Genomic DNA, 12,367 nt, shown 5'->3' on the forward strand with positions numbered 1-12,367 from the left:
TCCGAGACACAGTTGGAGGGGGTTCCTGGCATGGACCAAAGGGTCAAGGAAATCGTGATTCTGGGCGGTGGCACCGCGGGCTGGATGTCGGCCGCCTATCTGGCGAAGAAACTGGGGGAGACGGTACGCGTCACGGTCCTGGAAGCGCCGTCCATTCCGCGGATCGGCGTCGGAGAGGCCACCGTGCCGAACCTGCAGAGGGTCTTCTTCGACCAGCTCGGCCTCTCCGAGGAAGAGTGGATGCCCGAATGCAACGCGGCCTACAAAGTAGCCGTCAAGTTCATCAATTGGTGCACGCCCGGAAAGGGCGAGGCGCGGGCGCGTGAGATCGACGGCCGTCCGGACCACTTCCACCACCCCTTCGGGCTCCTGCCCGAACACGAGGGCCTGCCTCTCTCGCACTACTGGGTCTACAACCGCAAGCACGGCGTCACCGGGAAGCCCTTCGACTACGCCTGCTTCCCCGGCGTCGCGATCATGGACGCGCTCAAGGCGCCCCGCGACCACGGGGGCGAGCCGGTCACCCGCTACGCCTGGCACTTCGACGCCCATCTGGTCGCCGACTTCCTGCGCCGCCACGCCACGGAGAAGCAGAACGTCACGCACGTCCAGGACGAGATGGTGGAGGCGCGCAGGGACGGGCGCGGCTTCGTCACCGCCCTGCGGACGAAGTCGGGGGCCGTCATCGAGGGCGACCTGTTCATCGACTGCTCGGGCTTCCGCGGGCTGCTGATCAACCAGGCCATGGAAGAGCCGTTCGTCGACATGAGCGACCATCTGCTGTGCGACAGGGCGGTGGCGTACGCCCTGCCGAACGACGACGAGGCGAACGGCGTCGAGCCGTACACCTCGGCGATCGCGATGGAGTCCGGCTGGACGTGGAAGATCCCGATGCTCGGCCGCTTCGGCACCGGCTACGTCTACTCCGACGCCTTCGCCGACCAGGACCGGGCCACCACCGACTTCTGCCGGATGTGGGGGCTCGACCCGGACGAGGTGGGCGACCGGCTCAACCACGTCCGCTTCCGCGTCGGCAGGAACCGCCGCGCGTGGGTGAAGAACGTCGTCAGCGTCGGCCTGGCCTCCTGCTTCCTGGAGCCGCTGGAGTCGACCGGCATCTACTTCATCACCGCGGCGCTCCACCATCTCGCGAAACACTTCCCCGACCAGCGCTTCGACGCCGTGCTCGCCGACCGCTTCAACGCGGAGATCGAGGCGATGTTCGACGACACCCGGGACTTCATCCAGGCGCACTTCGCGCTCTCCCCGCGCACCGACACGCCCTTCTGGAAGGCGAACAAGGACCTCCACCTCCCCGAGGGGATCAAGGAGAAGGTCGCCATGTACCGCGCGGGGCTGCCGATCAACCAGCCGGCGAGCACGGAGGGCGCCTACTACGACAACTTCGACGTGGAGTTCCGCAACTTCTGGACGAACGGCAGCTACTACTGCGTCTTCGCCGGCCTCGGCCTGGAGCCGGACCACCCGCTGCCCGCCCTCATGCACCACCCCGACGCGGCCGAGGGCGCCCAGCACCTGTTCGACCGGGTCGCCGAGGAGCAGCGGAAGCTGGCCGACACGCTGCCCTTGAACCACGAGTACCTCCGCCGGCTCCACGGCGCATGAGCACCGCCGACCCGTCGTCGGCGGACGTCGACGACTACCGCAGTCTGATGAGCGCGTTCCCGACCGGGGTGGCGGTCGTGACCAGCCTGGACACGGACGCGCAGCCGCGAGGGGCCACCTGCTCCTCGCTGTGCAGCGTCACCCTGACCCCGCCCACCCTGCTGCTGTGCCTCAACACCACCAGCAGCACGCTCTCGGCCATCCGCGGCAGCGGCGGCTTCGCCGTGAACCTGCTGAACTCCTGCGCCCGCGACACCGCCGTCAAGTTCTCCACCCCCGTCGACGACCGGTTCGCGACGGTGACGTGGCGGCGGTTCGGGAGCTCGGGCCATCCCTGGCTGGTGCGGGACGCCTTCGCGGTGGCCGAGTGCCGGGCCACCGAGCTGTCCACGGTCGGCAGCCACACCGTGGTGCTCGGCCGGGTGGTCAGCAGCTTCTCGCTTCCGGGAGTGCCCCTGCTGTACGGCCTGCGGCAGTTCTCCCGGTGGGCGCCGCAGCCCCAAGAAGCGCATCCGTACGCCCCCGAGGGCGTGTGACGAACGATCCGGTCGACAGAGAGGCAGCTCATGCCCCCCCGACGTGGCGTCCCAGGACGCGTCCCTCCCACCCGCCGCCCCACCTCCCGGGGTCATCGAGACCTCCTACGACTTCGCCGCCGAACTGCTGTCGAAGCTGGGCGGCAGCAACTTCCACTGCGGGTGGTGGGATTCCCCCGCGGACCCCAGGAGCCTCGCCGAGGCGCAGGACCACCTGACCGGGAAGGCCATCGCCGAACTGGCGGTGGGGCCGGGCGACAAGGTGCTCGACCTGGGCTGCGGCATGGGCGTCCCGGCCCTGCGGATCGCCCGGGAGACCGGGGCGGACGTGCTGGGCGTGTCCGTCGTCCCGAGCCACATCGAGGAGGCGACGCGCCACGCCGCCAGGGAGGGCCTGGCGGACAAGGTCCGCTTCGAGGTGGCCGACGCCCACCACCTGGCCTGCCCGGAGGCGAGCTTCGACGCCGTCGTGGCCATCGAGTCCCTGGGGCACATGGACCGCCCCGTCGTGCTCCCCCTCCTGGCCAGGGCCTTGAAGCCGGGCGGCAGGCTCGTGGCGTGCGACTACTTCCTCCACGGCTCGGCGAGCGCCGCCCAGCAGGCGGTGGCCGAGGCGTTCCGGGGCATCGCGCTGCTCAGCGAGTACCCGCGGCCCGAACAGATCGCCCGGCAGATCGCGGACGCCGGGCTCGACCTGCTGGAGTTCCACGACGTGACCGACCGGACGTCGACGCCGACGTACGCCCGCTTCGGCCGGATCTTCAGGGAGGAGGTCGCGCCCGCGCTCGCGGCGGCGCACAGCGAGGAGTTCCTCCAGGGGTTCCTGGACCTCTTCGCCGGCTCGGACGCCTGCGGGGGCCGCACCACTACACCCAGTGGACCGCCCGCCGTCCCGCTCGCTCCGGCGCCACCGTTGACAGTCTCGGCTAATGGCGTTAGCTTACGGCTAACAACGTTAGCTGAAGCTGGGGGACGACATGACCGAGTACCTCGCCGTCGACGGCGGCGCCCTCGCGTACGAGGTGACGGGGACGGGCCCGCTGGTCGTGCTCGCGCACGGGATGGGCGACAGCCGTGCCGCGTACCGGGCGGTGGTCCCGGAGCTGGCGGCGGCGGGGTACCGGGTCGCAGCGGTCGACCTGCGCGGCTGCGGTGAGTCCAGCGTCGACTGGCCGGCCTGGAGCCGTACGGCGATCGCCGGTGATCTGCTCGCCCTCGTCCGGCACTTGGGCGGTCCCGCCGTGCTCGTCGGCCACTCGGTGTCGGGCGGCGCCGCCACCATCGCCGCCGCGCGGGAACCCGGGGTGATCAGCGCGGTGGTGGAGTTGGCGCCCTTCACCCGCGCGCAGTCGGTCCGCCTCGGCGATCTGCGGGTCAAGCGGTTCCGGCAGGGCATGCTGCGCCTGCTCGGCACGGGCCTGTTCGGCAGTCTGCCGCTCTGGCGCTCGTACCTCGACGTGGCCTACCCCGGGGTGAAGCCGGCCGACTGGGACGAGCGGCTCGGCCGCGTGGACTCCCTGCTGCGCGAGCCGGGCCGGATGAAGGCCGTGCGGGGCATGGGCCGCAGCACCCCGGCCGACGCGGGCGCACAGCTCGGCAACGTCCGCTGCCCGGTCCTCGTCGTGATGGGCACGCTCGACCCCGACTGGGCCGATCCGCACGCCGAGGGCGCGGCAATCGTCGAGGCGCTGCCGCCCGGCCTCGGCCGCCTGGAGATGATCGACGGCGCCGGTCACTACCCGCACGACCAGTTTCCCGACCGGGTCACCGCGCTGGTGCTCGGATTCCTCGGGGAGAAGGCCGCGCGGGGGTGAGGGCAGCGGTCCCGCGGCCCCGCTAGCCGAGCGTCAGGTCCACGCGGACCGGGCCCGCGGCCGTGGCCCGCGCCCCCGGTTCCACCCGGACGGTGGCCTCGGCCGTGCCCGACGGGCCGAGGAGCGGGTCCGCCCGGCACATGAGGGTGTACGAGCCCGGCGAGGGGACGCCGAGGGAGAAGCGCCCCTCGGCGTCCGTCAGGGCAGCGATGTCCGGCAGGGGCCGGGGGCCGTCGGTGAACAGGACGTGCGCGCCCGCCACCGGTGCGCCCGAGGCGTCGCGGACGACACCGGTGATCTCCACTCCGGGACTGCTGCCGCTCATCGGGGTCGGTTCACGCCTTCCAGGCCACGTAGTTGTTGTAGACGGGCGTGGTGAACCTCGTGCCGGAGTTCACCCGGGAACCGCCGTAGGCGTGTATGGCGAAGCCGTAGCGGTTGTTGTTGTCGATGCGGTAGACGGAGCTTCCGCTCTGTCCGCCGGCGGTGTCGATGTCGTAGTACACCTTGCGCGCGGCGACCGAGTCGACCCCGCGCGCCGCGTACCAGAGGGTTCCCGGCGGCTTGTCGCCCGGGTAACCGGCGATGTTGCCGGTCGTCTTGAGCAGGTCGGAGTCCGAATATACGCCGAAGCCGAACCAGCCCACCGTGGAACCGATGTTGTTGGGCGTGATGATGGCGCCGTAGTCGAAGTTCTCGTCGCCGTTCTCCGTCCAGCCGAGCACGGAGCGGAAGCTGGTGCACGTGATGCTGCCGTAGGGCAGCGAACCGCCGTTGCGTCCGGGCATGACCTGGATGCTCTTCACCCAGCCGTCCCGGCCCGCCACGCCGCTGCCCTTGATGTAGACGCAGTGGCCCGCGGTGGCCAGGGTGTGCGGGCCGAGCAGCCAGCCGGTGCCCTGGTAGAGGGCGTTGTCGCGGGCCGTGATGAGCAGATAGCAGTGCACCCGCCACGGGTACACGCTGGTGTTGGTGATCTGTACGCGGTCGTCGGGGCCGTGCACGGTCTCCGGGGCCGGGGGCGGCGGGCCGAACGACGCCTCTCCGATGTCGGGCAGCGTGGCGGTCGGCGCCGTCCAGGCCTCGGGTGCGAAGTGCTCGGGACGGCGGTAGCCCTCGACGTGCTCAAGGCCTTCGCCCGTCGAGTGCTGGGACTCGCCCTCGGTCCCCTGGGACGCCGGCTGCAGGACCGCTTCCTGCTCCACGGCGAGGGTGGGGGTGCCGTCCTCGGGTTCGCTGGTGACTGCGCTGTGCGGGTCGTGCGGCATGCTGGATCACCTGGCTTCTCTGGGAGCTGCGATGTGATGCCTTGCTGCCTTGCTGCCTTGCTGGACGCCGCGGCCGCAATGTTGAGGCGTCACACCTCTTCTACTGCCGCCGGACAGGGGCCGCAACGAACCGTTCACGCCGACCCGCCGAAGGCGCGCGCCGTCCCCGGAAGCGGGACACGGCACGCCGATCGGGCGGCTCCGGCGCCCCGTGCCGCGCTCGGGGCGTCAGTCATCCGCGCTGCCCCACGACGGACGGACGGGGCCGCGTCCCAGTGGCCACGGCCCGGCGCGCGCGCCCCGCCCCACATGGGGAGGGACGCGGGGGAGATGCCCGAATAGCGATGCGCACCAGCGGGCCGCTCGGCCCGAGGCGTCGCCGCCCGGCGAGTCGGGTGGCCGTCAGGGCGCCGCGCGGCCTCGGCCCAAAAGTGCGCTCCGCCAGGCCGGGGCAGACACCGGCGGGCCTTCAATGGACCTGCACATCCACTGTGCAGCGCGGTCACGGAATTCAACGAAAGCGACGTCCTGATATTCGTGCGCGGACCACGGGGTCCGGTTTTCACGGTGGGAGTGTCCGCTTTGGTGGAAGGAGTCCTTCCGTGTGTCGAATTTCCTTCTGTGAATGTTGTGAAGGCGATGTCCTCGCCCGGTGAACAAGCCTGCACGCAGCGGTGATTCCATGCCGCTGCCGCGACGGAGCGCCGTCAGCTCGATTGGATGTACGACGTGCGAACGTGCTTTGATCCTGGCCACCGCGGAATTCGTCCCCAGAAATCCGCGGTGTTGAAAACACCTTTGCACCGCTCATGAGAAGGGCAGTTCACCATGAACAACACCCCCCAGGTCGAGACCCTCGAGATTTCCGACGCCGACCTCGACAACGTCTCCGGTGGCCTCTCCGCCAACGCCATCGGCACCGTGACCGGCACCGTCGACTCGATCGCCCCGGTCTCCGCCACCGTCGGCACGGCCGTCGGCCTCGTCGAGGACACCACCGGCCTGAACACGGGCCCGATCGCCGGCCTGGCCACCAGCACGGTCGCCGGTCTCTGAGTCTCGACCTCGTCGGGACACCACTGATCGGCGAGCCCCGGAACATCCAGTTCCGGGGCTTGCCGCCGTCGTCGGCACAGTAAGGAAAGCGTTCCGTGCAGTTCCGCCAACAGGCTCTGTCCAAACTGCAGTCGCCCGAGGAACTCGACCTGCCGGTCCGCTACGCCCGCCCCCAGGGCCTGCTGGTCCTCGCCGTCACTCTCGTCGTCATGGCGGCCGCGGGCGTCTGGGCCGTGACCGGCTCCGTCTCCTCCACCCTCCGCGCCCCCGGCGTCCTCACCCACGGCCAGGGCAGCTACGTCCTGCAGAGCCCCGTCACCGGCCAGGTGACCCGCGTCTACACCGAAGAGGGCGAGCGGCTCTCCGCCGGCGCGCCCGTGCTCAAGGTCCGTACGGAACAGGGCGACAGGGCCGTACGCGCCCTCGCCGCGGGCCGGGTGACCACCGTGGTCGCCAGGATCGGCGCCGTCGTCACCACCGGCGCCGACGTCGCCGCCGTCGAGCGCGTCTCGGGCTCCGACGACCCCCTCCTCGCGATGCTCTACGTGCCGGCGGACAGCGCCGCCACCGTCCCCGTCGGCGCCCCGGTGGATCTCACCGTCCAGTCCGTCCCCACCGAGGAGTACGGCACGCTGCGCGGGCGCGTCAAGGCCGTCGGGCGCACCGCACAGAGCACGCAGAAGGTCACCGCGTTCCTCGGGGACAAGGAACTCGCGGCGCGGTTCACCCGGGACGGGCCGCCCGTGGCCGTCCTCGTGCGGCTCGAACCCTCCGCCACCGCCGAGTCCGGCTACGCCTGGTCCAAGCAGGGCCCGCCCTACGCACCGAAATCCCTGACCCCGGCCACCGGCGCCCTCCACCTCGCCGAGCAGCGCCTGATCGATTGGCTGCTTCCGTGACCGCACCGCACCCCTCCCCGGCCCGCCGGCAGCCCCTGCCGCCCCCCGGCGGCCGGCGCAGGCACCGCCCCGAGCCGCCGCGCCGCGGCCGTCGCGCCGCACCGCGCAAGCCGGCCAGGGCCACGCGCCACAAGGCCGTCCGTACGCCCACCGTCCTGCAGATGGAGGCCGTGGAGTGCGGCGCCGCCGCCCTGGCCATGGTCCTCGCCCACCACGGACGGCACGTCCCGCTGGAGGAGCTGCGCATCGCCTGCGGCGTCTCCCGCGACGGCTCGCGCGCCAGCAACCTGCTCAAGGCGGCGCGGAGCTACGGCATGACGGCCAAGGGCATGCAGATGGAACCGGCCGCCCTCGCCGAGGTCAAGGCGCCCGCCATCCTGTTCTGGGAGTTCAACCACTACGTCGTCTACGACGGCGCGGGGCGCCGCCTGGGCCGCCGCGGCGTGCACATCAACGACCCCGACAAGGGCCGCCGCTTCATCCCCGCCGAGGACTTCGACACCAGCTTCACCGGTGTCGTCCTGGTCCTCGAACCGGGCGACGGCTTCCGCCCCGGAGGCCGCAGGCCCGGCATCATGAAGGCGCTTCCCACACGGCTGCGCGGCACCACGGGCACCATGCTCGCCGCGCTCTTCGCCAGCCTGCTCCTCGTGGCCGCCGGGGCCACGCTGCCCGCGCTCAGCCGCACGTACATCGACCTGTTCCTGATCGGCAGGCAGACCTCGCTGCTCGGCGCGCTGTTCGCGGCCATGGGCGCCATGGTGGCGCTCACCGCCGTGCTCACCTGGCTGCAACAGGCCAACCTGCTGCGCGGGCGCATCATCTCCTCCACCCTCGGCAGCGCCCGCTTCCTGCGCCATCTCCTGCGCCTGCCCGTGACGTTCTACGCCCAGCGCGGCCCCGCCGACCTCGTGCAGCGCCTGGCCTCCAACGACGCCGTCGCCGAGACCCTCGCCCGCGACCTCACCGCCGCGGGGGTCGACGGCATCGTCGTCCTGCTCTACGCAGCCCTGCTGTGGACCTACGACCCCCAGCTCACCCTCGTCGGCGTCGGCATCGCGCTGCTGAACATCGTCGCCATGCGGTTCGTCATCCGGCTGCGGGCCACCGGCACCAAGAAGCTCCGCGCCGACAGCGCCCGGCTCACCAACACCTCGTACACCGGTCTGCAGTTGATCGAGACCATGAAGGCCACCGGCGGGGAGAACGGTTACTTCCGGCGGTGGGCGGGCCAGCACGCCACCACACTGGAGGAGCAGCAGCGCCTCGGTGTGCCGAGCGCCTGGCTCGGCATCGTCGCACCGACCCTCGCGACGCTCAACAGCGCGCTGATCCTGTGGATCGGCGGCCTGCGCGCGGTGGAGGGGCACCTCTCGATCGGCCTCCTCGTCGCCTTCCAGGCACTCGTCACCCGCTTCACCGCGCCGATCACCCGCCTCAACGGCGTCGCCGGCCGCATCCAGGACTTCGGCGCCGACGTCGCCCGCCTCAAGGACGTCGAGAACTTCCCCGTCGACCCGCTCCACTCCCGCCCCCGACCCGAGGCGAGCACCCGCCGCCTCAAGGGCCACGTCACCCTGGAGAACGTCACCTTCGGCTACAGCCCCCTCGACAAGCCGCTCCTGACCGGCTTCTCCCTCTCCGTCGGCCCCGGCAGGCAGGTCGCCCTCGTCGGCGGCTCCGGCAGCGGCAAGTCGACCGTCTCCCGGCTGATCTCCGGCCTCTACAGCCCGTGGGAGGGCACGATCCGCATCGACGGACAGCGCCTGGAGGACATCCCGCGCGGCGCGCTCGCCGCCTCCGTCTCCTTCGTCGACCAGGACATCTTCCTCTTCGAGGGCACCATCCGCGACAACGTCGCGCTGTGGGACCCCTCCATCCCCGACGACGCCGTCGTCACCGCCCTTGAGGACGCCTGCCTGTACGACGTCGTCGCCCGCAGGCCCGGCGGCATCCACGGCCGTGTCGAGCAGGACGGCCAGAACTTCTCCGGCGGCCAGCGCCAGCGCCTGGAGATCGCTCGGGCCCTGGTCCGCCGCCCCAGCATCCTCGTGCTCGACGAGGTGACCAGCGCCCTGGACGCCGAGACCGAACAGGCCATCATCGACAACCTGCGCCGCCGCGGCTGCGCCTGCGTCGTCATCGCGCACCGGCTGAGCACCGTGCGGGACAGCGACGAGATCGTCGTCCTCGACCACGGCACGGTCGTGGAACGCGGACGCCACGAACACCTCGCCGCCGCCGGCGGCCCCTACGCCGACCTGGTCAAGGAGCACTGAGTGACCTCGGCACCGCAGCAGCACACCCGGGCCGCGTACGCCGAAGGCGACACGGTCACCGCCGCCTTCGGCGCGCTCGGCGGCCCGGCCGACTGCACGGACCTGCGCAGCCTGCACCTGGAGGGCCCGCAGGTTCTCTGGCTCGTCGTGGCGGGCGCCCTCGACCTGTTCGCCGTCGACGCCGCGCAGCAGGGCCACTGGCACTTCCTCGGCCGCCTCGAACCGGGCACCCTGCTGCTCGGCCCGGTCGAGGGCCCGCAGCACACCCTGGTCGGCCGCCCGCTGCGGGGCTGCGTGCTGCGCCGCATCCCGCTGCGCGAGCTGTACCGCCCGGACCACGGCGACACCTGGGCCCACGAGCAGCGGTACCCCAGCCAGTACGACACCCAGGACGCCGCCCTCAGCCTCCTGGAGCACGCCTTCGCGCTCGGCGTCGGACGCGGCCACCGGGTCCTCTTCGAGGCGCCGCTCGACGGCCGCACCACCGGCGACGACGTGGTGGCCGACGACGACATCCTCTGGATGCCGGTCGCCCCGGGCAGCGTGCAGTACGGCGCGGCCCACAGCGCGGAAGCGGCCGGTGACCTGCTCGTCGACCCGGCCATGTGGCAGCGCATGGTCAACCAGCAGTTCCGCCTCCTGGCCACGCTCGACCGCTGGATCGAACGCCTTGAACGGGCCCACGAGGACCGTACGGCGGCCGGCATCAAGGCGGGCGAGGCGGTCCGCGCACAGGCCGACCGCACCCTGATCGCCTCCATCGGCCGCTCCGGCCGGGGCGGCGGGCGCCACCCCGGCTCCCGCGGCGGGGACGACGCGACGTACGCGGCCTGCCGGCTCGTCGCTGAGGCCACGGGCATCACCCTGGCGGGTCCGGCCGCGGGCGGCGCGGTGAGCGACCGGATCGACCCGGTGGAGCAGATCGCCGTGGCCTCCCGCGTGCGCACCCGCGCCGTCCGGCTCGACGGACGCTGGTGGCGTGAGAACACCGGCCCCCTGGTGGGCCACCGCGCGGCCGGCGGGACACCGGTCGCCCTGCTGTGGCGGCGCGGCGGCTACGAGGCGGTGCACCCCACATCGGGGCGGCGCACCCGCGTCGACAAGACCAACGCGGAGGAGTTCGAGCCGCGGGCGGTGATGTTCTACCGCCCGCTGCCCGACCGGACGTTGACGCCCTGGCGGCTCTTCCGCTTCAGCCTCCGGGGCAACGGCGCCGACGTACGCAACCTCGTGCTCGCCGGTCTGGTGACCGTCGCGATCGGCTCGCTGGTGCCGATCGCGACGGGCCAGGTGCTCGGCGTGCTCGTCCCGAACGGCGAGAAGAGCGCGATCGCCCAGGTCTCCCTGGCCTTGATGATCACGAGCATCGTCTCCGCCGCCTTCATGCTGCTCCAGAACCTCACCATCCTGCGGATGGAGGGCCGCATGGAGAGCGCGCTCCAGCCGGCGGTCTGGGACCGGCTGCTGCGGCTGCCCACCCGCTTCTTCGCCTCCCGCTCCACCGGCGAACTGGCGAGCGCGGCGATGGGGGTCAGCGCGATCCGCCGGGTCCTGTCGGGCATCGGCCCCGTCGTGCTCCAGGCGAGCACGATCGGCGCGATGAACATCGTCCTCCTGCTGCTCTACAGCGTCCCCCTCGCGCTGGCCGCCCTGGGGATGCTGGCCGTCATCGCGGCGGTCTTCCTCACCCTCGGCCTGTGGGAGCTGCGCTGGCAGCGCCGCCTGGTCGAACTCGCCAACAAGCTCAACAACCAGGCGTTCCAGACCCTGCGCGGGCTGCCCAAACTGCGCGTCGCCGGCGCCGAGAGCTTCGCGTACGCGGCGTGGGCGGGGGAGTTCGCGCGCAGCAGGGAGCTGCAGCGGCGGGCGGGCCGCATCAAGAACGTGACGACGGTCCTGAACGCGGTCTACCTGCCGCTGTGCACCCTCGTCATGTTCGTCCTCCTGGCCGGTCCGGCTCGCGGCAGCCTGACCGCGGGGGAGTTCCTCACCTTCAGCACCGCCGTGACGATGCTCTTGACGTCGGTCACCCAGCTCACCGGGGCCCTGCTCTCCGCGGCGGCGGTCCTCCCGATGTTCGAACAGATCAAGCCGGTCCTCGACGAGGCGCCGGAGGTGCGCGGGGCGAGCACGCAGCCGGGCGAGCTGACGGGCGAGATCGAGGCCCGCGGCCTCACCTTCCGGTACACGGACGACGGCCCCCTCGTCCTGGACGACGTGTCCCTCTCGGTCCGCCCCGGGGAGTTCGTCGCGATCGTCGGCCCGAGCGGCTGCGGCAAGTCCACGCTGCTGCGCCTGCTGATCGGCTTCGACGAGCCGGTCTCGGGCCAGGTCCTGTACGACGGCCAGGACCTGGCCGCCCTCGACCAGGCGGCCGTACGCCGCCAGTGCGGTGTGGTCCTGCAGAACGCGCGGCCGCTCACCGGATCGATCCTGGAGTGCGTCTGCGGGTCCGAGGCGTTCACGCAGGAGGAGGCGTGGGAGGCCGCGGCGATGGCCGGCCTCGCCGAGGACATCAAGCGCATGCCGATGGGGCTGCACACCATGCTCTCCGGCGGCGGAGCGGTCTCCGGCGGCCAGCGCCAGCGCCTGATGATCGCCCAGGCGCTGATCCGCCGCCCCCGGGTCCTCTTCCTCGACGAGGCGACGAGCGCGCTGGACAACGAGACGCAGCGCACGGTGATCGACAGCACCCGCTCACTGAACGCGACCCGCGTCGTGATCGCCCACCGCCTCACGACGGTCATGGACGCGGACCGCGTGATCGTGATGTCCGAGGGGCGGGTGGTGGAGCAGGGCCCCCCGGCCCAGCTCCTGGCCGACGAGAACGGCCGGCTGCGCGAGCTGGTGCGCAGACAGCTGACCTGAACCCCGGCCCGCGGCCCTGAC

The 12,367-nt window shown here is 71.9% G+C and carries 10 protein-coding genes; 8 read left to right on the plus strand and 2 right to left on the minus strand.

Going from position 1 to position 12,367, the window contains the following annotated elements:
* Positions 1-30 precede the first annotated feature (30 nt).
* The 4 genes from DCW30_RS17260 to DCW30_RS17275 are packed head-to-tail and all read left to right on the plus strand — an operon-like array spanning position 31 to position 3,976.
* Positions 31-1,626: a tryptophan halogenase family protein gene (locus DCW30_RS17260; protein WP_076687680.1), complete on the plus strand. Its 1,596-nt coding sequence runs from the start codon at positions 31-33 to the stop codon at positions 1,624-1,626.
* Positions 1,623-2,162, plus strand: a complete 540-nt coding sequence (locus tag DCW30_RS17265) for a flavin reductase family protein (protein WP_076687681.1) — start codon at positions 1,623-1,625, stop codon at positions 2,160-2,162. The genes DCW30_RS17260 and DCW30_RS17265 overlap by 4 nt, the downstream gene beginning before the upstream one ends.
* 43 nt (positions 2,163-2,205) lie before the next feature.
* Complete coding sequence (locus DCW30_RS37490) at positions 2,206-3,318, plus strand: SAM-dependent methyltransferase (RefSeq protein WP_076687682.1); 1,113 nt, start codon at positions 2,206-2,208, stop codon at positions 3,316-3,318.
* A complete protein-coding gene (locus DCW30_RS17275) occupies positions 3,224-3,976 on the plus strand; it encodes an alpha/beta fold hydrolase (protein ID WP_237283475.1) in 753 nt (250 codons plus the stop codon). Before DCW30_RS37490 ends, DCW30_RS17275 begins: the two co-directional genes overlap by 95 nt.
* A 22-nt stretch (positions 3,977-3,998) precedes the next feature.
* Here DCW30_RS17275 and DCW30_RS17280 read toward each other — a convergent pair whose 3' ends face one another.
* On the minus strand, positions 3,999-4,301 hold the full coding sequence (locus DCW30_RS17280) for a carboxypeptidase-like regulatory domain-containing protein (protein WP_079250252.1): 303 nt from the start codon (positions 4,299-4,301) through the stop codon (positions 3,999-4,001).
* 10 nt (positions 4,302-4,311) lie between these two features.
* On the minus strand, positions 4,312-5,244 hold the full coding sequence (locus DCW30_RS17285) for a trypsin-like serine peptidase (protein ID WP_076687685.1): 933 nt from the start codon (positions 5,242-5,244) through the stop codon (positions 4,312-4,314).
* 828 nt (positions 5,245-6,072) lie between these two features.
* On the opposite strand from DCW30_RS17285, the gene DCW30_RS17290 reads away from it, so the two are divergent.
* The 4 genes from DCW30_RS17290 to DCW30_RS17305 all read left to right on the plus strand — a co-directional run bounded on the left by DCW30_RS17290 (position 6,073) and on the right by DCW30_RS17305 (position 12,346).
* The gene (locus DCW30_RS17290) at positions 6,073-6,300 is read left to right on the plus strand and encodes a hypothetical protein (RefSeq protein WP_062768727.1); all 228 of its coding nucleotides are present in this window, start codon (positions 6,073-6,075) and stop codon (positions 6,298-6,300) included.
* A 95-nt stretch (positions 6,301-6,395) separates the two neighbouring features.
* Positions 6,396-7,199: an HlyD family efflux transporter periplasmic adaptor subunit gene (locus tag DCW30_RS17295; protein WP_076687686.1), complete on the plus strand. Its 804-nt coding sequence runs from the start codon at positions 6,396-6,398 to the stop codon at positions 7,197-7,199.
* The gene (locus DCW30_RS17300) at positions 7,196-9,478 is read left to right on the plus strand and encodes an NHLP family bacteriocin export ABC transporter peptidase/permease/ATPase subunit (RefSeq protein WP_076687687.1); all 2,283 of its coding nucleotides are present in this window, start codon (positions 7,196-7,198) and stop codon (positions 9,476-9,478) included. Before DCW30_RS17295 ends, DCW30_RS17300 begins: the two co-directional genes overlap by 4 nt.
* A complete protein-coding gene (locus DCW30_RS17305; RefSeq protein ID WP_076687688.1) occupies positions 9,479-12,346 on the plus strand; it encodes an NHLP bacteriocin export ABC transporter permease/ATPase subunit in 2,868 nt (955 codons plus the stop codon).
* Positions 12,347-12,367 lie beyond the last annotated feature (21 nt).

Origin of the sequence: Streptomyces alfalfae, assembly GCF_004127445.1 — a bacterium.
Classification (GTDB): Bacteria; Actinomycetota; Actinomycetes; order Streptomycetales; family Streptomycetaceae; genus Streptomyces; species Streptomyces alfalfae.